Genomic DNA, 22,961 nt, shown 5'->3' on the forward strand with positions numbered 1-22,961 from the left:
CACCTGTCCGGCGGCTTCCGTTCCGTGTCCGGAAAGGAAAGTTGCGCGGGTGCCGGGGTGCGGATAGACCCCGCCTGCCGCAGCGCAGCATCCTCCGGAAGGGTTCAAAATGACCGCGATCCTCGACGTCCACGCCCGCCAGATCCTCGACAGCAGGGGCAATCCCACGGTGGAGGTGGAGGTGACGCTGGAGGACGGGAGCTTCGGGCGCGCGGCGGTGCCGTCGGGCGCGTCCACCGGTGCCCATGAAGCGGTCGAAAAGCGCGATGGAGACAAGTCGCGCTACCTCGGGAAGGGCGTCGGCCAAGCGGTCGAGGCGGTGAGAGGCGAGATTGCCGAGGCGATCGTCGGGCTCGATGCCGAGGACCAGGGAGAGATCGACGCTTTGCTGATCGAGCTCGACGGCACGGAGAACAAGTCGCGGCTCGGCGCCAACGCGATCCTGGGCGTCAGCCTCGCCACCGCCAAGGCCGCCGCGGACGCACGCGGGCTGCCGCTCTACCGCTATGTCGGCGGAGTCGCGGCGCATCTGCTTCCGGTTCCCATGATGAACATCATCAACGGCGGCGAGCATGCGGACAATCCGATCGATTTCCAGGAATTCATGGTCATGCCGGTCGGCGCGGAGAGCCTCGATGAGGCTGTTCGTTGCGGAGCCGAAATCTTCCATACGCTGAAGAAGGGGCTTTCGGAAGCGGGTCTGTCGACCGCGGTCGGCGACGAAGGCGGCTTCGCGCCGGCGCTCGCCTCGACGCGCGATGCACTCGACTTCATCATGAACTCGGTGGAGCGAGCCGGCTACCGCCCTGGCGACGATGTGGTGCTGGCGCTGGACTGCGCGGCGACCGAATATTTCCGCGATGGCGCTTATCGGATGGAAGGGGAGGGCCGCACCTTCTCGCCCTCCGAGATGGTGGACTATCTGGCTGAGCTCACCCGCGACTATCCGATCGCCTCGATCGAGGACGGCATGGCTGAAGACGATTGGGAGGGTTGGGCGCTGCTCACCGAGCGGATTGGCGGCAAGGTCCAACTTGTCGGCGACGACCTGTTCGTCACCAACCCCAAGCGGCTCGCCATGGGGATCGAACGCGGCATCGCCAATTCAATCCTCGTCAAAGTCAATCAGATCGGGACGCTTTCGGAAACCCTTGAAGCGGTCGCGATGGCGCAGCGCGCCTCCTATACGGCGGTCATGTCGCATCGCTCGGGCGAAACAGAGGACACGACCATTGCCGACCTCGCCGTCGCCACCAATTGCGGGCAGATCAAGACCGGCTCGCTGGCCCGTTCCGACCGGCTCGCAAAGTATAATCAGCTGATCAGGATCGAGGAGGAACTCGGCTCGGCTGCTAAATATGCCGGAAGATCGGTGTTCGCGACGAAAAGGGCTTGATTGCCAACCGCTTTGGTGATTCTGTTAACCAATCGAGTGGGGCGTGAATCATGGCGGGCGCGAAGAATTCTTTCCTGGTGATCAAGCGGGCGGCGCTGCCGGCGCTGGCGGTGCTGATCATTGCCAATTTCGTCGGCTATGCCGTGGTCGGCTCCAACGGCATCCTCAGCTATGGCGATTACCGGCGGGCCAAGGCGGAGCGCGCGATCGAGCTCGCGCACCTCAATGAGGAGAAGGCCCGGCTTGCGCATCGCGCCGTGCTGCTCGATCCCAGCAAGGCCGATCCGGATCTCGCTGACGAGATGATCCGCAGCGAGCTCGGCCTCGTCCGTCCCGACGAAGTGATCATCCCGATCGAGCAATAAGCCGCGACCCGGCCCGGGCCGGGTTCGAGGAAAGCCCCGTTGCGTAGCGTCGCGCCTGAAGCCTATAGGCGTCCGGCACTCACCTGCGACAAGAAGGCATCGTCTTGGCCAAAGCAGCATCCAAAAGCGTGGCGCCGCCTGCCACTCCCAATCGCGAGCGTCCCGCCGAACCGCAGCGGCACCAGGCCGACAAGGCCGAACTGCTCGAATATTATCGCCAGATGCTGCTCATCCGCCGCTTCGAGGAGCGGGCGGGGCAGCTTTACGGGCTCGGCCTGATCGGCGGCTTCTGCCACCTCTATATCGGTCAGGAGGCTGTCGCGGTCGGGCTGCAGTCGGCGCTGGAGATCGGCAAGGACAGCGTCATCACCGGCTATCGCGATCATGGCCACATGCTCGCCTACGGCATCGATCCCAAGGTGATCATGGCCGAGCTGACCGGCCGCGCCGCCGGCATCTCCAAGGGCAAGGGCGGGTCGATGCACATGTTCTCGACCGAGCATAAATTCTACGGCGGCCACGGCATCGTCGGCGCGCAGGTCAGCCTCGGCGCCGGCCTCGCCTTTGGTCACAAATATTCGGGCGACGGCGGCGTCTGCCTTGCTTATTTCGGCGACGGCGCGGCCAATCAGGGCCAGGTCTACGAGGCGTTCAACATGGCCTCGCTGTGGAAGCTGCCGATCATCTTCGTGATCGAAAACAACCAGTACGCGATGGGGACCAGCGTCAACCGCTCCTCCGCCGAGGACCAGCTCTACAAGCGCGGCGAGAGCTTCCGCATTCCGGGCATCCAGGTCGACGGCATGGACGTGCTCGCGGTGCGCGGCGCCGCCACGACTGCGCTCGAATGGGTGCGCGGCGGCAAGGGGCCGGTGCTGCTGGAACTGAAGACATACCGCTATCGCGGCCACTCCATGTCCGACCCGGCCAAATACCGCTCGCGCGACGAGGTCCAGTCGGTGCGCGACAAGTCCGATCCGATCGAGGCGGTGAAGCGCGAGTTGGAGGCGGCGGGGGTCAAGGAAGACGAGCTGAAGGCGATCGACAAGGAGATCCGCCAGATCGTCACCGAGTCCGCGGACTTCGCCGAGCAGATGCCCGAGCCCGATCCGTCCGAGCTCCACACCGAAGTCCTGGTCGAGACCTACTGATGCCGATCGAACTGAAAATGCCCGCTCTGTCCCCGACCATGGAGGAAGGGACGCTCGCCAAGTGGCTGGTCAAGGAAGGCGACGAGGTCACCTCCGGCACCATCCTCGCCGAGATCGAGACCGACAAGGCGACGATGGAATTCGAGGCGATCGACGAGGGCAAGGTCGCCAAGATCCTGGTCGCCGAAGGCACTGACGAGGTGAAGGTCGGCACCGTGATCGCGCTGTTGGCGCAAGACGGCGAGGATGTCTCCGCCGCTGCCGCCGCTCCCGCGCGGGACGACAAGCCTGCGGTGGAGCAGCCGAGCGACCAGAAGACCGAGGGCGAGACGAAGCAGCAGCCGGCGGAAAGCGGCGCACAGGCGCTCGTGGCGGCGGTGCAGCATACGCGCGAGGATCCCGAGGTGCCGGCGGGGACCGAGATGGTCCGCACCACCGTCCGCGAGGCGCTTCGCGACGCGATGGCCGAGGAGATGCGCAAGGACGACCGCGTCTTCGTGATGGGCGAGGAAGTCGCCGAATATCAGGGCGCCTACAAGGTGACCCAGGGGCTGCTCGACGAGTTCGGCGCGCGGCGCGTGATCGACACGCCGATCACCGAATATGGCTTCGCCGGCATCGGCAGCGGCGCGGCGATGGGCGGCCTCCGTCCTGTAATCGAGTTCATGACGTTCAATTTCGCGCTGCAGGCGATCGACCACATCATCAACTCGGCCGCCAAGACCAACTACATGTCCGGCGGCCAGATGCGCTGCCCGATCGTGTTCCGCGGCCCCAACGGCGCCGCCAGCCGCGTCGCCGCGCAGCACAGCCAGAATTTCGGCCCCTGGTATGCCAACGTCCCCGGCCTGATCGTGATCGCGCCTTACTCGGCGGCAGATGCCAAGGGCCTCTTGAAGGCCGCGATCCGCTCCGAGGATCCGGTCGTGTTCCTTGAGAACGAGCTGCTCTACGGCCAGAGCTTCGACGTGCCGAAGCTCGACGACTATGTCCTGCCGATCGGTAAGGCGCGGGTGGCGCGCGAGGGCAAGGACGTGACTTTGGTCTCCTATTCGATCGGCGTCGGCGTCGCGCTCGATGCGGCCAACCAGCTCGCCGAGCAGGGCATCGAGGCCGAGGTCATCGACCTGCGCACCCTGCGCCCGCTCGACAAGCAGACGGTGCTGCGCTCGCTCGCCAAGACCAACCGCCTCGTCTGCGTCGAGGAAGGCTGGCCGGTCTGCTCGATCTCCTCCGAGATCATGGCGATCTGCATGGAGGAAGGCTTCGACGATCTCGACGCACCGGTTGCGCGCGTCACCAATGTCGACGTGCCTTTGCCTTATGCCGCGAACCTCGAGAAGCTGGCGCTGATCAAGGTTGCCGACGTCGTCGAGGCGGCGAAGAAAGTGTGCTACCGCTGACACTTGCACGTCACCCCGGTGAAGGCCGGGTCTCAGGACGCGAATGCGCCAGCGCCCCTTCCTCGCTGAGATCCCGGCCTCCGCCGGGATGACGTGAAATGCTCGATCCTGATCGCACCCTCGCGCTGACTTATGTCCCGGCCGAGCGTCGCCCCGCGCTCGCCTCTTTGTGGCGGCTCGATGCGGCGCTGGGGGCGGTACTGGCCGGCGGACGCGAGCCTTTGATCAGCCAGATCAAGCTTGCCTGGTGGCGTGACAGTCTGGCCCGGCTCGACCAGGCGCCGCCACCCGCGGAGCCGGTGCTGCAGGAGGTGGCGAGGCATATACTTCCGCGCGGCATCAAGGGATCGCAGCTCGCGCGGATGGAGGAGGGATGGTCGATCCTGCTCGGCAGCGAGGCGCTGACGGCGTCCGACCTCGACAATTATTCCGGCTCACGTGGCGCCTTGCTGTTCCGCCATTCCTCGCAGCTGCTCGGCATCCAGATGAACGCCCGGGTCAAGCGGGCGGGGGAGGGCTGGGCGCTCGCCGATCTCGCCCGCCACAGCAATGAAGTCGATGCCACGGCGGCGCTTGAGGCCGCGCGGGAACGGCTTTCCGATGTCGTCGAGCAGCGCTGGCCGAAGTCGCTGCGGCCTTTGGGCATGCTGGCGATGCTGGCACGGCGCGACGCCGACCGCGGCCTTGAAGACGCAGAGCCGCAAGGGACGCCCGGACGGATGATCCGGATGTTGCGCCACCGCTTCACCGGCCGCTGATCCGGTTTGAAGACTCGGCCGCAATCCGTTAGCCTTCCGGAACAAACGGGAGGCGCGGATGCTGCGGTTCTTCGGCGGAGCTCTGGCGGCGATGCTGCTGATGGCAGCCGGCTTCTTCATTCTGAAGGGCCGGGCCGAAAGCGAGGATCTCATCCCGCCGGCGCCCGAGCCGGCGGCCCTGGTGACGCCACTCAAGCCGGCGGCGGGCACGGAGCCCCCAGCCGCACCAGCTAAGTCCCGGGAGGAGAAGCGCTTCGCCCGCGCGGACAAGGATGATGACGGTCGGATCACCCGTGCGGAGCTATTGGAGCCGCGGCGCAAGGCGTTCGCCAGGCTCGATGCGAACGGCAATGGCACGCTCAGCTTCGAGGAGTGGGCGGTAAAGACGAGCGACAAGTTCGCGGGTGCGGATGCGGATGGGAATGGCGCCCTGACCGCGGCGGAGTTTGAGACGACCAAGCCGAAGAGCCGGCCGAAGCCGCGCTGCAACTGCTAGAGCTATGCAAGGCTGAGTTGAACCCGTTCATTTCGAGCGAAGTCGAGAAACGATGAGCGCGACCGAGGCTTCTCGTCTTCGCTCGAAGCGAACGGAAAAGAATTGAATGGATGCGCTTTAGAGGGCGGCCTGCCACTCCTTGAGCGCTTCGCGGGCGCGTGAGGTGTAGAGCGCTTTTCGATCCGCCTTCTTCTTTCCCTCGACCGGCGGGAAGAGACCGAAATTGACGTTCATCGGCTGGTAGATCTCGGCGTCGGCGCCGCCGGTGATGTGGCCCAAGAGTGCACCCAAGGCGGTCGTGGGTGGCGGCGGCGCGAGCGTCTGGCTCGCCGCCTCGGCGGCTGCGAAGCGGCCGGCGAGGAGGCCGATGGCGGCGGATTCGACATAGCCTTCGCAGCCGGTGATCTGGCCGGCGAAGCGGATGTGGGGCGAGTTCCTGAGGCGCAGGGTGCCGTCGAGCAGCTTGGGCGAGTTGATGAAGGTGTTGCGGTGGAGGCCTCCGAGGCGGGCGAACTCGGCATTCTCCAGCCCAGGTATGGTGCGGAACAGGCGGACCTGCTCGGCATGCTTCAGCTTGGTCTGGAAGCCGACCATGTTCCAGAGGGTGCCGAGCGCATTGTCCTGGCGGAGCTGGACGACGGCATAGGGCCAGCGGCCGGTGCGCGGGTCGTCGAGGCCGACCGGCTTCATCGGGCCGAAGCGAAGCGTATCGACGCCGCGCTCGGCCATCACCTCGATCGGCATGCAGCCCTCGAAATAGGGCGTGCTCTTCTCCCACTCCTTGAACTCGCCCTTCTCGCCGTCGAGAAGGCCCTGATGGAAGGCGAGATACTGCTCCTTCGTCATCGGGCAGTTGATGTAGTCCTTGGTCTCGCCCTTGTCCCAGCGTGACGCCATCCAGCAGATGCTCATGTCGATGCTGTCGCGGTGCACGATCGGCGCAATCGCATCGAAGAAGGCGAGTGCATCCGAGCCGGTGGCGCCGCCGATCGAGCCGGCAAGCGTCGCCGCCGTCAGCGGGCCGGTCGCGACGATGGTGAGGCCGGAGGAGGGGAGAGCGTCCACCCGCTCCCGGACGAGCTCGATGTTCGGATGCGCGAGCAGGCGTTCTGTGACGGCCGCCGAGAAGCCGTCCCTGTCAACCGCCAGCGCCGATCCGGCCGGAATCTTGTGCGCATCGGCGGCGGCCATGATGACCGAGCCGAGCGCGCGCATCTCGGCATGGAGCAGCCCGACGGCATTGTTCTGCGCGTCATCGGACCGGAAGCTGTTCGAGCAGACGAGTTCGGCCAGACCGTCGGTCTGGTGTGCTGGCGTCATCTCGCCCGAGCCACGCATCTCCGAGAGGCGGACCCGCAGACCTGCCTCGGCGAGCTGCCAGGCGGCCTCCGAGCCGGCGAGGCCGCCGCCGATGATGTGGACCTGATGGTTCATACCCGTCCTAAACCGTTCGCTTCGAGACACGTCGAGAAGCTTCCGCGCTGGCGTGTCTCGACATTGCTCGACACGAACGGACCTCTTCGATCCTATTCTTCTTCGCCTTTCTGGCTGTCAGGGAGCGTTTGCGGGCCCGTGCCGTCGTCCATCTGCACCTGCTCCGGAATAGCGCGAGGCTGGACGGCCGCTTCACCGGCCATGGCTGAATCGCTGGCGGCGAGGGTCTGGTCTGCGACGTCGACCACGGCCTCGGCTTCCTCCTCATTCTCCTCGATGCGAGCAGCGGAGACGACGTGCTCATTCTCTGCGACGCGGAAGATGGTGACGCCCTGGGTGTTCCGGCCGGCTATGCGGATGTCGCCGACCGTTGTGCGGATGAGCTTGGCCTGGTCAGTCACCAGCATCAGCTGCTGGCCCGTGTGCGCGGGGAAGCTCGCCACGACGCAGCCGTTGCGCTGCGAGGTCTCGATATTGGTGATGCCCTGTCCGCCGCGGTTTGTCCGACGATATTCGTAGGCCGAGGTGCGCTTGCCGTAGCCGTTGACGGTGACGGTGAGGATGAACTGCTCCGCCTCCTCGAACTCCGCCATGCGCTCGGGTGAGAGCGTCGGCTCGTTCTCATTGTCCTTCCACGGGGCGGCGCGGAGATAGGCGTCGCGCTCCTCCGTGGAGGCATTGAAGCCCTTGAGGATGGAAAGCGAGATCACCTCGTCGCCGTCGCGTAGGGTGATACCGCGCACGCCCGTGGAAGTTCGGCTTTGGAACTCGCGCACGGCCGTCGCTTCGAAGCGGATCGCCTTGCCCTCTCGGGTGGCGAGCAGGACGTCATCCTCTTCCTTCAGCAGGGCGACGCCGATCAGGCGGTCGGTCGCATCCTCGTCGAAGCGGATCGCGAACTTGCCGTTCGAGGGCACGTTGGCGAACGCGTCCATGCTGTTGCGGCGGACGCCGCCATGGGCCGTCGCGAAGATGACGTGGAGATTCTTCCACTCCGCCTCGTCCTCGGGAAGCGGCAGCACGGTGGAGATGGTCTCGCCCTCGGCCAGCGGGAGGAGGTTCACCATCGGGCGGCCGCGGGCCTGCGGTGCGCCTTCGGGCAGGCGCCAGACCTTGAGGCGGTAGACCTTGCCGTGGGTGGAGAAGAACAGCACCGGCGTGTGGGTCGAGGTGACGAACAGCTTGATGACCGCGTCTTCATCCTTTGTGCCCATGCCGGCGCGGCCCTTGCCGCCGCGATTCTGGGTGCGGAAGGCATCGAGCGGGGTGCGCTTGATGTAACCCGAGTGGGTCACGGTCACGACCATGTCCTCACGCTCGATCAGGTCCTCGTCCTCGATCCCGTCCCACGCGGGCGCGATCTCGGCCACCCGAGGCGTCGCGAAATTGGTGGCGATCTCGTCGAACTCGTCGTTCATCACCTGGTAGAGCTTCACCCGGTTGCCGAGGATCTCGAGCAGTTCGGTGATCGAGGTGGCGAGCTCGCGCAGCTCGCCGGCGATCTCGTCGCGCCCGAGCGCAGTCAGGCGGTGAAGGCGGAGCTCCAGGATAGCGCGAACCTGCGCATCGCTGAGGCGATAGGTGTCGCTGTCGGCCTGGTGCTCGATCGCTTCGACGAGGGCGATATAGGGCGCGATCTCGGCCACAGGCCATTCGCGGGCAAGCAAGGCGGCGCGGGCCTCGGCGGGCGAGGCGGAGCCGCGAATGATGCGGACGACCTCGTCGAGGTTGGTGACGGCGATGACGAGGCCGAGCAAGATATGGGCGCGGTCGCGAGCCTTGTTGAGCTCGAACTTGGCGCGGCGGGTGATCACTTCCTCGCGGAACTTGACGAACGCCTCGATGATGTCGCGGAGGTTCAGCGTCTCGGGACGGCCGCCGCGGATCGCCAGCATGTTGGCCGGGAAGCTGGCCTGCGCCGGCGTATGGCGCCAGAGCTGGTTGAGGACGACGTCCGGCGTGGCGTCACGCTTCAGATCGATGACGACGCGGACGCCTTCGCGGTTCGATTCGTCGCGTATGTCCGAGACGCCTTCGATGCGCTTGTCCTTGGCGGCTTCGGCGATCTTCTCCACCAGGCCGTTCTTGCCGACCTGATACGGGATCGAGGTGAGGACGATCGAGCGGCGGTCGCCGCGGCCTTCCTCGACCTTGTGGCGGGCGCGCATGATGATCGAGCCGCGGCCGGTATGGTAGGCGCTGCGGGCGCCGGCCTGGCCGAGGATCAGGGGCGCCGTCGGGAAGTCCGGACCGGGGATGATCTGGATGAGCTCGTCGATCGTGATGCCGGGATTCTCGATATAGGCTTTGCAGGCCGCGATCACCTCGCCGAGATTGTGGGGCGGGATGTTGGTCGCCATGCCGACCGCGATGCCGCCGGCGCCGTTGACCAGCAGGTTCGGGAAGCGCGCCGGAAGAACCTGCGGCTCCTCGCGCGAGCCGTCATAATTGGGGGTAAAGTTGACCGTGTCCTTGTCGATGTCGTCGAGCAGGGTCATCGCCACTTTGGCGAGGCGCGCCTCGGTGTAGCGCATCGACGCGGGCGGATCTGGGTCCATCGATCCGAAATTGCCCTGGCCGTCGATCAGCGGCACGCGCATCGCCCAATCCTGGGCAAGGCGGGCGAGGGCGTCGTAGATGGAGGCGTCGCCGTGCGGGTGGTAATTGCCCATCACGTCGCCGACGATCTTGGCGGACTTGCGGTAGGGGCGGCCCGGGATGAAGCCGCCTTCCTGGCAGGCGAAGAGGATGCGGCGGTGGACCGGCTTCAGCCCGTCGCGCACGTCCGGCAGCGCGCGGCTGACGATAACCGACATTGCGTAATCGAGGTACGAGGTCTTCATCTCGTCCACGATCGAGATCGGCGAGATGTCACTATTTTCGATGGTCGGCGGGCTGCTGGCCAATGTGTGTTCCTGGCTTGTGTAGGTGAGGGCGCCGGGGCGCGTTGGAGGTCGAAAACGACACTAGAGGATGGTTTGCGGGAGCGCCACCCCGCGCGCGTACACGTACGCGCGCGTGAGGCAGGTCTTTAGATAATCACGATCTGGTGAAGCGCCAGCTTTCCTCATGGCTGTGCTCGGCATCGAAGGAATAGCCGTCGCTGTCGAAGCTTTGGAGCGCTTGTGCGTCCTCGATGCGATGCTCGCAGATGTAGCGGGCCATCATGCCGCGGGCGCGCTTAGCGGCGAAGGTGTTGAAGCGGAGGCCGTTCGGGCCCTCCTCGCGGAAGTCGATCTCGATGACACGGACGCTACTCGGGAGCTGGCCGGCGACTGCGGTCCAATATTCCTTGCTGGCGAGATTGATGATCGTGCCGCCGGCCGCCTGTGCATCCTCGGTGAGCTTGTCGGCGATGCGGTCGCCCCACCAGGCGTAGAGGCTCTTGCGGCGCGGGGCCCATTTCGTGCCCATTTCCAGTCGGTAGGGGCGGATCTCGTCCAGGGGGCGGAGCAGGCCGTAGAGGCCGGAAAGGATTCGGAGGTGATCCTGGGCGTAGAGGATCGCTTCCTCGTCGAGGCTCTTCACCTCGAAGCCCATGTAAACGTCGCCGGCGAAGGCGAAGATGGCGGGGCGCTCCGGCGCCTCGTCGAAGCCGCGGAAGCGTTCGGCGTTGAGCCTCGCCAGCGAGTCCGAAATGTGCATCAGCTTGCCGAGCTTCTTCGCCGGCATCTTCGACGCAGCGCGGGCGAGCGTCAGGGCGTCCACCTCGAAGTCGGGGCGGGTCGGCGGCAAGGGCGGGTGGGCGCTCTTGTAATCGAGCGACTTGGCGGGCGAGATGACGGCGAGCATGGAAGGGGAGCGCGTAGCGCAGCCGCATGAGGGGCGTCAAACAGGCGGAATTGCGCCCTCTTTTCATGCTCTTGCGGTTCAAGCGCCGTTCACGGGCAGAGCGGTAGAAAGGCGCGTCGTTTGGGGATAGAAGCGCACGCTCCACCCAGTATGCGACGGCTGCCGAACGGTGGCCAACAGGAGGATCTTAGATGGGCTTTGCAGGCAGGTTCGTTGCTGGCGCAGCATTGGCGCTGATCGCCGCCGCACCGGGCGGTGCGCAACAGGCGTCACTCAACAAGAACGAACGCGCCGCGATCCTCGCACTCAAGACTGCGCTCGATACGAAGAATTATCCCGCTGCCGAGACGGCGGTCCGGGCCGCTCAGAGCGCTGCCACCAGCGGCTATGCGCGCTATCTCGCCTCGGCGCTGCAACTCCGGCTCGGCGCCGAGACCAACAATCATGGCCTGCAGACCACCGCGATCGATGCGATGATCTCGAGCGGGGCGACCCCCGCCGCCGAGCTCCCGCAACTCTATCGCAGCCAGGCGACCCTGCTGCTCGACGCGGGCAAGTATGAGAAGGCCGAGGCCTCGCTTGCCCGCGCGGCGGAAGCGGCGCCGAACGATCCCGAAGTTTTGCTGGCGCTCGCCGAGGTCAAGATCCTGCGCAAGAAGGCGCCGGAGGCGGTACCGCTGATGGAGCGGGCGATCGCAGTTCGCCAGGCAGCGGGGCAGCCGGTCCCGGAGAGCTGGTACAAGCGCGGGGCCGCAGTCGCGCTCTCCAACCGGGCCGCGCCCCAGGCGGTGCGGCTGACGCGCGAAATGGTCGCGGCCTATCCTACGGCCGACAACTGGCGCGATGCCATCCTCGTCTACCGCGACGCCGCGCCGGCGGATCCCAACGCGCGCATCGACTCACTTCGACTGCTGCGAGAGGCGAAGGCGCTCGCGGGCGAGCGCGACTATATGGAACTCGCCCAGGCCCTGAGCGCGGCGGGGCTCAACATCGAGGCTAAGGCTGTGCTCGACCAGGGGGTCGCCGCCGACATGGTCGATCCCGCCAAGGCGACCTTCAAGGAGCTGATCGCCTCGACCGGCCGGCAGGCGACGGCGGAGCGCAAGACGCTCGCCGGCCTCGAGAGCAAGGCCATGGCCGCGGCCACCGGCGCCGCCGCGCTGAGCGCAGGCGATGCCCATCTCGGCGCCGGCCAATATGCCAAGGCCGCCGCGCTCTATCAGGCGGCGGTCCAGAAAGGCTCGGTCGACGCGGGCGTCGCCGGCACCCGGCTCGGCATCGCGCACGCGCTTGCCGGCCAGAAAGCGGAAGCGGAGGCCGCCTTCCGCACCCTCGCCGGCCCTCGCGCCGACCTTGCTTCCTTGTGGCTCGTCTGGCTCGGCCAGCGGGCGTGAGTTCGTATCCCTTTCGAAGACAGTCCAGGAGAGATCCCATGAAGCCCATTTCCACTTTCGCGCTTGCGGCGTCGCTCGCTGCGGGCGCCGGCCTGCTCGCGGCGCCGGCCGCCGCCCAGCTCACCCGCACGACGAATGACGGCAAGAGCGGGAAGCAGGAGGAGAAGGCCAAGAAGCAGGACAATAAGGGCATCTCCGTCAAGCTTGGCGAGCGCACGCTCACCATCGGTGCGCAGGCGCGGCAGCCGCTCGCCGAGCTGCAGGCGGCGGTGACCGCCAAGGATGCAGCCAACTTCCCTGCCAAGCTCGCCGCCGCCCAGGCTGCGGCCCAGACCGCGGACGAGAAGTATCTCGTGGCGCGTCTCCAGCTCGATTATGCGCGCGGCGCGAGCGATGCGGCGGGCACCAATGCCGCCATGGAAGCGATGATCCAGTCGGGCGGCGCTCCGGCCGATGAGCTTGCAGCGCTCTACAGCTCCGTCGGCGAAGCCGCGTTCAACGCCGGCCAGTTCGACAAGGCGGGCAACGCCTTCGAGCAGCTGTCCAAGTTGCAGCCCAATAACGCGGAGGTTGTCTCGAACCTGTCCGTGGTCCGCGGCCGTCAGGGCCGGACGGCCGAGGCGGCGCAGCTGCTCGCCCGCGCGACGGAGATGAAGTCCGCAGGCGGCCAGGCCGTTCCCGAGGATTATTACAAGCGCATCATCGACCAGGCCTACAAGTCGAAGGACGTCGCGCTCGCCAACAAGACGCTCTACACCTGGCTTAACGCCTACCCGACGGAGAAGAACTGGAGCGACGCGCTCCAGACCCATCGCGCGCTGGTGCCGCTCGACGATGCGGCCGAGCTCGACCGCTTCCGGCTGATGCGGGTTGCCGGTGCGCTGAAGAGCGGCGATTCCTACACCGATCTTGCCGCCTATCTGCTCCAGAAGGGCCTGCCGGGCGAAGCCAAGGCGGTGCTCGAGGACGGCGCGGGCAAGGGCGTGCTGAGCCGGGGCAATGCCGAATATAGCCGGCTCCTTACCCAGGCGACCCAGCGCGCCACGGCCGACCGTCCGACCCTCGCGGCGTCCGAGGGCAAGGCCGGTTCCGCCGCCAACGGCCGTATCGCCGCGAACACCGGCGACGCCTATATGGGCTATGGCGACTATGCGAAGGCGGTGGCCATGTATCGGCTCGCCCTTCAGAAGGGCGGCGTCGATGCGGCCTTGGTGAACACCCGCTTGGGCATGGCGCTCGCCATGTCGGGCGACAAGGCCGGCGCCAAGACTGCGCTGGCCGCGGTGACCGGCCCGCGCGCCGAACTCGCCCGCTACTGGCTGCTCTGGCTCGACAAGCGCGCCTGAGCCCCAGCGCTTCGTGAGAAGAGGGGCACCGGCCGGTCCGGCGCCCCTTTTTTCTCGTCCGGAGCGGCGGGCAAAGCGGCGGAAATCCAGCAACTTGGACGCAAGGCATGCACCGTTCCCCGTCCCATATTGCAACTGCGTCTTATAGCCTCTTCCGCATCGCAGCGCGGCGCGTTAACGAATGGGTCCGGCGACTTTGACAGGCGATCTTGTCGGCGTTTTTTGAGGACGAGGCGTGCGTTTCGACGACAGAATCGCGACCGTTATGGCGCTCCCCGCGACGACTCCGGCGGCGCGATCCGCCAAGTGGCGCCAGCTCGTCGACCTGCTCGCCCAGCGCCGCGATCCGGAGCCGAGCGCCGAGGTCGAGCATGCCTTCGCCTTCCTGACCGCCCATCGGGACGATGTCGATTTTTTCACCCGGCAGGAGATCGCCCGCTCGCTGGCCGGCCGCGACATCTCGCCGAGCCTGCTCGGCTTCTTCGCCGAGGATCATCCTTCCGTCGCGGCGCCATTGGTGGCCGGAGCGCATCTCAGTGAGGAGGAGTGGATCGAACTGCTCCCGACGATGAGCCCGACCGCGCGTTCGCTGCTTCGCCATCGCCGGGACCTTGGCCGCATCGTGTCGCACGCGCTCACCAGCTTCGGCGCGAGCGACTTCGCGCTGGGCGGCACAGTCGACGCATCGGCGCCAAAGGCTCGCCGTCCGGAGCCGCGCACCATTCCTGCGGCAGAGGGCGGGGAGGCCCAGATCCGCGAACTCGTCGCGCGCATCGAAGCGTTCCGCAAGGCGCGCTCGGAGATATTCGAGGGCGAGCCGGAGCAGCCCGAAATGGCTGAGGCGTTCCGCTGGGAGACCGGTGCGGACGGCGTGATTCTTTGGGTTGATGGTGCGCCGCGTGGGCCTTTGGTCGGCCAGTCGATCGCCAACATTGCCGAGCGGGGCCAATATGGTGTGGACGGCCAGGCCGCCGGCGCCTTCGAGAAACGGGCGCCGTTCCGCGACGCGCGCTTCAGCGTTGCCGGCAGCGGACCCGCCTCCGGCGACTGGCGGATTTCCGGCGTGCCCTTCTTCGACCCGCGCTACGGCTCGTTCATCGGCTATCGCGGCAGCGCGCGCCGCCCGCGCGTGGACGAGGTCGCCCGTGCGCATAATGTGGCCGCCGATCGCAGCGGCCTGTTCGGCACCGAGTTTCCGGCCGATTCGCTCCGCCAGCTGATCCACGAGCTGAGGACGCCGCTGAACGCGATCATCGGCTTCGCCGAGATGATCGACGGACAGTATATGGGGCCCGCCGGCGCCAATTACCGCTCCCGCGCCGGCGAGATCATGGAGCAGGCGAGCCTGCTCCTCTCCGCCGTCGACGATCTCGATACGGCTGCGCGCATGGAGACGAGCAGGATCACCTTCGACGAAAGCTCGGTCGATGCGGTGGCTCTGCTCTGCCGCCTGCACGACGCGTACGAGCGCGTCGCGACGCAGCGCAACAGCAAGATCGCAATCGAGATCAGCCGCGACCTGCCGCCCGCGCGGGTGGAGCTTGGCGCCGCCGAGCGCATGTTCGCACGCATGCTGGCGGCGACGATTGGGCTCGCCCAGGAAGGGGAGACGATCGCCGCCACCATGGCGATGGGGGATCTCGGCCGACAGCCGATGCTCTGCCTCGCCATCGACAGGCCGAAGGCGATCGAGGGCATGGACGAAGCGGCCCTGCTCGATCCGGGCTACAGCCCCGACGGCGACTGGCCGGGCGCCCCGGCTCTCGGCCTCGGCTTCGCGCTGCGGTTGGTGCGCAACCTCGCCGAGGCAGTGGGCGGCGCCCTCATCATCGGCGACACGCGCTTCGCTCTCTACCTCCCGCCGCTTGGCGCACCCGAACGGTCGACTGGGCAGGGAAGCTGAAGCCGGCGCGTGTCGCAGGCTTCCTCACCCGCACCTGAAGGCGGACGGCTCGATCGGCCTCCGCCCGAGAGCAGCTATCTGAAGCTTCCGGACCGGTTCGGCCGGCGCGTCGCCGTCTTCGTCGATACCGAGGAGGAGTTCGACTGGTCCAAACCCCACAGCCGGGACGAGCGCTCGACCCGGGCGGCGGAGTCGCTGCCGATCGTGCACGGCCGCCTGCGGGGCTACGGCATCGATCCCGTCTACCTGATCGACCATCCAATCGCGACCGACCCGCGCTGTGTCGCGACCTTGCGCGACTTTCAGGAGCGGGGCGAGTGCGCGATCGGTACCCAGCTCCATCCCTGGGTCAATCCGCCCTTTGAGGAGGAGGTGAACCCCGCCAACAGCTTTGCCGGCAATTTGCCGCGTGCGCTGGAGGAGGCGAAGCTGCGGCGCCTCACCGACACGATCGAGAGCGCGTTCAGCCGCCGCCCGATTGTCTATCGCGCCGGCCGGTATGGCGTGGGGCCGAATACCGCGGATATCCTCGCGGAGCTCGGCTACCGGGTCGACGTCTCGGTCCGCTCCTTGTTCGACTATAGCGACGAAGGGGGGCCGGACTTCAGCCGGATGAAGCCGCTGCCCTATCGAATCGGCAGCGGCCTGACCGAGATACCGCTGACTTCGACCTATGTCGGCGCGCTGCGAGGCAATGGCAGCGATCTCTTCCAAGCGGCGGGGAAAGTGCCCCGGCTCCGCGGCCTGCTCGCCCGCAGCCGCCTCCTCAATCGGGTGGCGCTGACGCCGGAGGGGATGCCGCTCGCGGAGGTGGTCGAGGCGGTGGACCGGCTGATCGACGACGGACTCCAGCTCTTCTCCATCTCCTTCCACTCGCCGTCGGTGGAGCCGGGCAACACACCCTATGTCCGCGACAGGCAGGATCTCGACCGTTTCTACGCCTGGTGGGACGGCGTCTTCGACCTGTTCGGCCGCCGCGGCATCACGCCCGCCTCGATGGAGGAAGTGCTGGCGGCGCTCGACGAGGCGCAGCCGCTTCGCTAATCCCGGCGCAAGCCTGGGTTCCAGGGCCTGTAGCTCAACGGTAGAGCCGGCCGCTCATAACGGCTAGGTTGGGGGTTCGAATCCCTCCGGGCCCACCAGAGGCTTCGATGAAAGTGGCACTTTGATCGAGGGGAAGGGGAAGGGGATATCCTTTCCGCTTCCTTCTTGCCACGGGCCAAAGTAGCACTTTGGCCCGATGATCGGGGAGTAGCGCAGCCTGGTAGCGCATCTGCTTTGGGAGCAGAGGGTCGCAGGTTCGAATCCTGTCTCCCCGACCATCGACTGGACTCAGCCAATCCGGGGGATTGGCTGAGCCGTCGATCCGCCGGGGCGCGCTTCACTGCTGCGGCGGATTGTGCGTCCAGTTCTCCGGCGCGTCCGCAACCGTCGCGATCATCGCCGTATAGGCCGCCACGTTCTGCCGCAGCTTCGCAAGGTCGATCTTGTCGAGCGTGTCGTCGTGGGTGTGGTGGAGGTCGAAATAGTCGGTGCCGTCCTGCTGGAGAGTGACGGCCGGAACGCCGCCAGCGACGAGTGCGCCGATGTCGGGGCCGCCTTGGGCGCGGTCCCGGCCGCGGGCGATGCCGAGCGGGGCAAGGGCGGCTTCGACGCGGTCGGCGACGGCGGCGGCTGAGGCGGGCAGGGCGAAGTCGACGCGCCAGATGCGGTCGGCACCGAAATCGGATTCGCTGGCCGAAGCGTGGAGCTCGTTGGCGTGACGGCGGCGATAGTCGTTGCCGCCGAACAGACCCACTTCCTCGGCGCCAAACCAGACGACGCGGATTGTGCGGCGGGCGCCGCCCGCATCCAGGATGCGCTTGGCGGCGGCGGCGGTGATCGCCACGCCCGCGCCATCATCGACAGCGCCGGTGCCGAGATCCCAGCTGTCGAGATGGCCGCCGACAAGGACCACACCTGCATTCGGATCGCGGCCGGGCACCTCGGCGATAACGTTGCCGGACTTGCGGGAGCCGATCTGCCGCGGCGTCAGCAGCAGCTTCATGCGGATCGGCCGTCCACGCGCCAGCATGCGCTCCATCTGGTCGGCGTCAGGGTTGGAAAGGGCGGCAGCCGGGATCGGCTTAACGCCTTCGGCCCAGGCCTGTACGCCGGTATGGGGAAAGCGGTGGCTGTCGGTGCCGATCGACCGGATCACGATCGCCGCCGCGCCCTTTCGCGACGCGACCGACGGGCCTTGGCGCCTGGCTGCGCCGAAATAGCCGTAATGCGATCCGTCCTGAGTCTTGCCCATCCGGTGGGTGACGAACACGATCTTGCCGCGGACGCTTTCGGGAGCGGCGGCCTCGAGGGCGGCCATGTTCGGGAAGCCGATCACCTCGGCCTCGATCCCGCGCGCCGGCGTCGCACCCGAATTGCCCAACGCCGTGAGAGCGAGCGGCTGCGGGAAAGGCGCTAGGATCTCGCCCCTTTCTTCACCGCGCACCCAGACGGGCATGTCGAACTCCTCGACGCGGACATTGGAGAAGCCGAGCGCGGTCAGCTTCCTCACAGCCCAGGTGCGTGCCCGCGCCTCGGCCTCGGTGCCCGCGAGCCGCGGCCCGACCTCGGTGGTGAGGCCCTCGACGATGTCCCAGGCATGGGTGTCGTGATGGAGCGCCTGCTCGCGAAGAGCGACGGTCGCTTCGCCGACCCGCTGCGGGACGGGCGGAACGGCGAAAGCGAGGGAGGGGAGGGCAAGGCCAAGCAAAAGAAGCTTTTTCATGCCCGTCGCTTAAGCGGCCCCGGATGGTTTGCCAATGGGTCCGGCGCGCACTAGGTAAGCGCGCGAATTCTACCCCCTTCACATCATCCGGAGACCAGCGCCGCCATGGCCGCACAATATAGCTTCGTCATGAAGAACATGACCAAGACCTTCCCGGGCGTCCCCAAGCCCATCCTCAACAATATCAACCTGCAATTCTATCTCGACGCCAAGATCGGGATCGTCGGGCCGAACGGCTCGGGCAAGTCGACGCTGATGAAGATCATGGCGCAGCGCGACAAGGAATTCCAGGGCGAAGCCTGGCCAGGCGAGGGCATCCGCGTCGGCTATCTGGAGCAGGAGCCGCAGCTCGATCCTGCCAAGACAGTCAAGGAGAACGTCATGGAGGGCGTGCGGCCCGTGGCTGACCTGGTCGACCGCTTCAACGAGATCTCCAACCTGATGGCGGACCCGCCGGAAGATGCCGATTTCGACGCGCTGATGACGGAGATGGGCGAGCTTCAGGAGAAGATCGACGCGGTCGACGGGTGGACGCTCGATAACCAGCTCGAGATCGCGATGGACGCCTTGCGCTGCCCGCCGGGCGACAGCCCGGTCACCAACCTTTCGGGCGGCGAGAAGCGCCGCGTAGCGCTCACCAAGCTGCTGCTTGAAAAGCCCGAGATCCTGCTGCTCGACGAGCCGACCAACCACCTCGACGCCGAGAGCGTCCAGTGGCTGGAGAGGCATCTGGTCGATTACCGCGGCAACGTCATCCTCGTCACCCACGACCGCTACTTCCTCGACAATGTCGTGAACTGGATCCTGGAGCTCGATCGTTCGCGTTACTTCGTCTACGAAGGAAACTACTCCACCTACCTGGAAAAGAAGGCGAAACGCCTGGAGCAGGAGGAAAGGGAGGAAGCCGGCAAGCAGAAGGCGATCGCCGACGAGCTCGAATGGATCCGCCGCAGCCCCAAGGCTCGGCAGGCCAAGTCCAAGGCCCGCATCCGCGCCTTCGACGAGCTGGTCGAGGCGCAGGAGAACCGCACGCCGGGCAAGGCGCAGATCCTGATCCAGGTGCCCGAGCGCCTGGGCGGCAAGGTGATCGAAGTTCAAGGCGTCACCAAGGCCTATGGCGACAAGCTGCTATTCGAGGATCTGAGCTTCAGCCTGCCGCCCGGCGGCATCGTCGGAGTGATCGGCCCCAACGGCGCGGGCAAGACCACCTTGTTCAAGCTGATCACGGGTGCCGAGAAGCCCGATACCGGGACGGTCGTCATCGGCGACACCGTGCATCTGGGCTATGTCGACCAGAGCCGCGATGCGCTCGACGCCAAGAAGAACGTCTGGGAGGAGGTGTCGGGCGGGCTCGATATCTTCAAGCTCGGCAAGCACGAGGTGGCGACCCGCGCCTATGTCGGCGCATTCAACTTCAAGGGTCCGGACCAGCAGAAGAAGGTCGGCCAGCTGTCGGGCGGCGAACGCAACCGCGTCCACATGGCCAAGATGCTCCAGAAGGGGGGCAACGTCCTGCTGCTCGACGAGCCGACCAACGACCTTGACGTCGAAACGCTGCGCGCGCTTGAGGAGGCGCTGGAGAATTTCGCCGGGTGCGCGGTGGTGATCAGCCACGACCGCTTCTTCCTCGACCGCCTCGCCACCCACATCCTCGCCTTTGAGGGCGACAGCCATGTCGAATGGTTCGAGGGCAATTTCGAGGCCTATGAGGAAGACAAGCGGCGGCGCCTGGGTCCCGAGGCCGACCGCCCGCACCGGATGAGCTACAAGAAGCTGACGCGCTGATCTTGCATTTGAGTTGTTGCTGGGACAGGCTCGACTAAGTGGTTGAGCCTGCTCTCTTTGCAGCGCTCGCAGGGGAGGGGGTAGCCGCATGAAGCGGATCGCCGTCGCGATTGTGCTTGTGTTCGGTCCGAGCCTCTTCGCTCAGCCTGCCGCCGCACAGAAGAGCCCTGAGAAGATCAAGCTCACCGCGGCTTCGAAGCAAGGCGCGGTCCTGATCCGGGTGCCGGTCCAGCCGTTCAGCTACGCGCTGCAATTTTCGAAGAATGGCAACAGCGGCTTCCTGTCGCGCGTCTATCTGATGAAGGTGGACGAGGCGGACGCACCGGGCTTCCGCTATATCGCCCGCACGCTGGCGCCCGGCCGCTACAGGCTGGATCAGATGTGGCAGCAGGGCCAGTGGAGTGCGTGCCTGGAGCAGGGGACCTTCGAGTTCGACGTCAAGCCGGGTGAGATCGCCTATCTCGGCACCCTTCACACCGATCGCGTCCTCGCGGCGATCCAGTCGCAAGCGGTCGCCGCAAACGAGATCGTCCAATCCGGAACGGCCTATTTTCAGTCCCACGGCCGCACGTCGCCGCCGATCATCGACGGTCGCGACGAAAGCGGGCTGCACGACGCGAAGGCGTTTGCGCGCGAGCGGATGAACCGCTCCGACGGCGCCGTACGCCTGGCGAACGTGACCGACACCACATTCGCCACGTCCGGTCTCGGCAAGGCGATCAAGGTCTGCGGCTGAGCTTCACCGCCTTCCGAGGCGCGATTGAACTTGGCGGCGTGCTCGGGGTTGTTTCGCCCGAGGAGCAACGCCCATGAGCCTGACACCAGTCGTTCGAACCGTCTTCGTCACCGGCCTGCAGAACGCCCACGCGGTCGAGAACCAGGCGCTCTCGATGATCGACCGGCAGCTCGATCGGCTGGTCCGCTACCCCGAGATTGCCGAGCGGCTGCGGTCGCACCGGCTGGAGACCGAGGACCAGATCAGGCGGCTCGACGACATTCTTGGCTCCCTCGGCGAGCGCTCGTCCGGGCTGAAGGACATGGCCCTGGGCTTCATGGGCAATCTCGCTGCGATGGGGAACGTCATGGCGTCGGACGAGGTGCTGAAGAACCAGTTCGTCAACGCAGCCTTCGAGAATTTCGAGGTGGCGAGCTACACGTCGCTGGTGGCGCTGGCGGAGGCGAGCGAGCTGCCGACCGCGGTCGAGCTGCTCCGGCAGACGTTGCAGGAGGAGATCACGATGGCGGCCTGGGTGCAGGAGAGCCTCGGGCCGCTGACGCTCAAATATGTCGGCCTGCGCTCCGACGGCGGGACCGCCAGCCACTGACGGTCAGGCGGGGCGGAAGTCTCCGCTCTCCTCGTCGAGGACGTGGAGGACGCCGTCAGATATGGCGAAGAAGGCGCCGTGCAGCTTGAGCGTGCGGGCCTGCTCGCGCTCCGCCACCCAGGGGAAGGTCCGAAGGTTGCGGAGGCTGATCCGAACGCCTTCATGTTCCATGGCCCGGAAGGCGGCGCGATCGAGTTCGGGATGCTCGGCACGGATGCGGTCGCGAACGGGGGTCAGCATGTCGATCCAGTGGGCTATGAAATGTCCCTCGCCATGGTCGGCGTGGTCAAACTGGCCGGTCAAAGCCGCTGCGCAGCCGCCGCAAAAGCCGTGTCCCATGACGATGATCTCCTCGACCTGGAGTTGAGTCACCGCGAATTCCAGCGCCGCCGAGACGCCGTGATAATTCTGGTCCGGCTCGAAGGGCGGCACGAGATTGGCGACGTTCCTGACCACGAACATCTCGCCCGGTTTGGCATCGAAGATCTGGCTGGGATCGACACGGCTGTCCGAGCAGGCGATGATCATCACCCTGGGGCTCTGTCCTTCGGCTAGCTCGGCCCACCGATCGCGCTGCGCGCTCCAGCCACTCTCGCGGAAGCGGCGATAGCCTTCGATCAGGCTTTCGAAATCGACCATGCTGTTTCCCCTTTGCCGGTCCGGTAGCCAGAGGAGGGGAGGGGTGGCAAGTCCGGCCTCCGCTCGCTATCTGGCGGCTATGTCCGAAGCCATCGCCCCGATCACCGCGCCCCGCCAGCGCAAGCCCGACTGGATCCGCGTCAAGGCGCCGACCAGCCTCGGCTTCAGCGAGACCAAGAAGTTGATGCGGCGCCTCAACCTCGCGACGGTATGCGAGGAAGCGGCCTGCCCCAATATCGGCGAGTGCTGGACCAAGAAGCACGCGACGGTGATGATCCTCGGCGACACCTGCACGCGGGCCTGCGCCTTCTGCAACGTCAAGACCGGCATGCCGCGTGCCGTTGACCCGCTCGAGCCGGAGCATGTGGCGGTCGCCGCCGCCGAGCTCGGTCTGACTCACATCGTCGTCACCTCGGTGGATCGCGACGACCTGCCGGACGGCGGCGCCGGCCAGTTCGTCAAGGTGATCGAGGCGCTGCGCCGCAATACGCCGTCGACCACCATCGAAATCCTGACGCCTGACTTCCGCAACAAGAGCCAGGCAGCGGTCGAGGCGATCGTCGAGGCGGGTCCGGACGTCTACAACCACAATCTGGAGACGGTGCCGCGGCTCTACCCGACCATTCGGCCCGGCGCGCGCTACTATGCCTCCCTTCGGCTGCTCGAGAGCGTCAAGCGGCACGACCCGAAGATCTTCACCAAGTCGGGCGTCATGGTCGGTTTGGGCGAGGAGCGTCTGGAGGTCCATCAGGTTATGGACGATATACGCTCGGCCGACATCGATTTCCTGACCATGGGCCAGTATCTCCAGCCGACGCCGCGCCACGCCAAGGTGCAGGAGTTCGTCACCCCGCAGGCTTTCTCTGCTTACGCAGCGATCGCGCGGGCGAAGGGCTTCCTGCTGGTGGCGGCGAGCCCGCTGACGCGGTCGAGCTATCATGCCGGGGACGACTTCGCGAAGATGAAGGCGGCGCGCGAAGCCAAGCTGGCGCCGGCGCGTTAGGAGG

Annotated in this window: 19 protein-coding genes and 2 tRNA genes; 16 read left to right on the plus strand and 5 right to left on the minus strand. The window is 66.5% G+C overall.

Going from position 1 to position 22,961, the window contains the following annotated elements; genetic code table 11:
• The first annotated feature begins 109 nt into the window (after positions 1-109).
• From eno to AC5JBD_RS00190, 6 genes are all read left to right on the plus strand, one after another.
• Positions 110-1,396, plus strand: a complete 1,287-nt coding sequence (gene eno, locus AC5JBD_RS00165; RefSeq protein ID WP_495719730.1) for a phosphopyruvate hydratase — start codon at positions 110-112, stop codon at positions 1,394-1,396.
• A 50-nt stretch (positions 1,397-1,446) separates the two neighbouring features.
• Positions 1,447-1,761: an FtsB family cell division protein gene (locus AC5JBD_RS00170; protein WP_495719731.1), complete on the plus strand. Its 315-nt coding sequence runs from the start codon at positions 1,447-1,449 to the stop codon at positions 1,759-1,761.
• A gap of 104 nt (positions 1,762-1,865) precedes the next feature.
• Positions 1,866-2,912, plus strand: coding sequence for a pyruvate dehydrogenase (acetyl-transferring) E1 component subunit alpha (gene pdhA / locus AC5JBD_RS00175; protein ID WP_495719732.1), 1,047 nt, complete (start codon positions 1,866-1,868; stop codon positions 2,910-2,912).
• Positions 2,912-4,315 carry a pyruvate dehydrogenase complex E1 component subunit beta gene (locus AC5JBD_RS00180; RefSeq protein ID WP_495719733.1) on the plus strand — a complete coding sequence of 468 codons (1,404 nt, stop codon included), beginning with the start codon at positions 2,912-2,914 and terminating at the stop codon, positions 4,313-4,315. The genes pdhA and AC5JBD_RS00180 overlap by 1 nt, the downstream gene beginning before the upstream one ends.
• Before the next feature lie 98 nt (positions 4,316-4,413).
• Positions 4,414-5,073 carry a squalene/phytoene synthase family protein gene (locus tag AC5JBD_RS00185; RefSeq protein WP_495719734.1) on the plus strand — a complete coding sequence of 220 codons (660 nt, stop codon included), beginning with the start codon at positions 4,414-4,416 and terminating at the stop codon, positions 5,071-5,073.
• Between the two features lie 58 nt (positions 5,074-5,131).
• On the plus strand, positions 5,132-5,569 hold the full coding sequence (locus AC5JBD_RS00190) for an EF-hand domain-containing protein (RefSeq protein WP_495719735.1): 438 nt from the start codon (positions 5,132-5,134) through the stop codon (positions 5,567-5,569).
• A 117-nt stretch (positions 5,570-5,686) separates the two neighbouring features.
• Here AC5JBD_RS00190 and trmFO read toward each other — a convergent pair whose 3' ends face one another.
• From trmFO to yaaA, 3 genes are all read right to left on the minus strand, one after another.
• A complete protein-coding gene (gene trmFO, locus AC5JBD_RS00195; protein WP_495719736.1) occupies positions 5,687-7,003 on the minus strand; it encodes a methylenetetrahydrofolate--tRNA-(uracil(54)-C(5))-methyltransferase (FADH(2)-oxidizing) TrmFO in 1,317 nt (438 codons plus the stop codon).
• Between the two features lie 92 nt (positions 7,004-7,095).
• Positions 7,096-9,909: a DNA gyrase subunit A gene (gene gyrA / locus AC5JBD_RS00200; RefSeq protein ID WP_495719737.1), complete on the minus strand. Its 2,814-nt coding sequence runs from the start codon at positions 9,907-9,909 to the stop codon at positions 7,096-7,098.
• Positions 9,910-10,042: 133 nt separating this feature from the next.
• Positions 10,043-10,795, minus strand: coding sequence for a peroxide stress protein YaaA (gene yaaA / locus AC5JBD_RS00205; protein WP_495719738.1), 753 nt, complete (start codon positions 10,793-10,795; stop codon positions 10,043-10,045).
• 191 nt (positions 10,796-10,986) lie between these two features.
• Here yaaA and AC5JBD_RS00210 point away from each other — a divergent pair, with 191 nt between their 5' ends.
• From AC5JBD_RS00210 to AC5JBD_RS00235, 6 genes are all read left to right on the plus strand, one after another.
• Entirely contained in the window at positions 10,987-12,189 is a 1,203-nt protein-coding gene (locus AC5JBD_RS00210; RefSeq protein ID WP_495719739.1) for a tetratricopeptide repeat protein, read from the plus strand.
• Between the two features lie 38 nt (positions 12,190-12,227).
• On the plus strand, positions 12,228-13,535 hold the full coding sequence (locus AC5JBD_RS00215) for a tetratricopeptide repeat protein (RefSeq protein WP_495719740.1): 1,308 nt from the start codon (positions 12,228-12,230) through the stop codon (positions 13,533-13,535).
• 235 nt (positions 13,536-13,770) lie between these two features.
• Positions 13,771-15,438 (plus strand): sensor histidine kinase, encoded by a 1,668-nt coding sequence (locus tag AC5JBD_RS00220; protein ID WP_495719741.1) that lies wholly within the window; start codon positions 13,771-13,773, stop codon positions 15,436-15,438.
• A gap of 9 nt (positions 15,439-15,447) precedes the next feature.
• The gene (locus AC5JBD_RS00225) at positions 15,448-16,482 is read left to right on the plus strand and encodes a polysaccharide deacetylase family protein (protein ID WP_495719742.1); all 1,035 of its coding nucleotides are present in this window, start codon (positions 15,448-15,450) and stop codon (positions 16,480-16,482) included.
• A 23-nt stretch (positions 16,483-16,505) separates the two neighbouring features.
• Positions 16,506-16,580 (plus strand) — tRNA-Ile (locus AC5JBD_RS00230).
• 103 nt (positions 16,581-16,683) lie between these two features.
• Positions 16,684-16,760: transfer RNA gene (locus AC5JBD_RS00235), tRNA-Pro, on the plus strand.
• Positions 16,761-16,819: 59 nt separating this feature from the next.
• On the opposite strand, the gene AC5JBD_RS00240 is transcribed toward AC5JBD_RS00235, so the two are convergent.
• Entirely contained in the window at positions 16,820-18,205 is a 1,386-nt protein-coding gene (locus AC5JBD_RS00240) for a M20/M25/M40 family metallo-hydrolase (RefSeq protein WP_495719743.1), read from the minus strand.
• A 105-nt stretch (positions 18,206-18,310) separates the two neighbouring features.
• On the opposite strand from AC5JBD_RS00240, the gene ettA reads away from it, so the two are divergent.
• The 3 genes from ettA to AC5JBD_RS00255 all read left to right on the plus strand — a co-directional run bounded on the left by ettA (position 18,311) and on the right by AC5JBD_RS00255 (position 21,315).
• Positions 18,311-19,990, plus strand: coding sequence for an energy-dependent translational throttle protein EttA (gene ettA, locus AC5JBD_RS00245; protein WP_495719744.1), 1,680 nt, complete (start codon positions 18,311-18,313; stop codon positions 19,988-19,990).
• An 88-nt stretch (positions 19,991-20,078) separates the two neighbouring features.
• On the plus strand, positions 20,079-20,726 hold the full coding sequence (locus tag AC5JBD_RS00250) for a hypothetical protein (protein ID WP_495719745.1): 648 nt from the start codon (positions 20,079-20,081) through the stop codon (positions 20,724-20,726).
• A 73-nt stretch (positions 20,727-20,799) separates the two neighbouring features.
• A complete protein-coding gene (locus tag AC5JBD_RS00255; protein WP_495719746.1) occupies positions 20,800-21,315 on the plus strand; it encodes a ferritin-like domain-containing protein in 516 nt (171 codons plus the stop codon).
• 3 nt (positions 21,316-21,318) lie between these two features.
• Here AC5JBD_RS00255 and AC5JBD_RS00260 read toward each other — a convergent pair whose 3' ends face one another.
• Positions 21,319-21,954 (minus strand): carbonic anhydrase, encoded by a 636-nt coding sequence (locus tag AC5JBD_RS00260; protein WP_495719747.1) that lies wholly within the window; start codon positions 21,952-21,954, stop codon positions 21,319-21,321.
• 79 nt (positions 21,955-22,033) lie between these two features.
• Between AC5JBD_RS00260 and lipA the strand changes: the two genes are divergently transcribed.
• On the plus strand, positions 22,034-22,957 hold the full coding sequence (lipA, locus tag AC5JBD_RS00265) for a lipoyl synthase (RefSeq protein ID WP_495719748.1): 924 nt from the start codon (positions 22,034-22,036) through the stop codon (positions 22,955-22,957).
• Positions 22,958-22,961: the final 4 nt, after the last annotated feature.

Source organism: Allosphingosinicella sp., assembly GCF_059502505.1.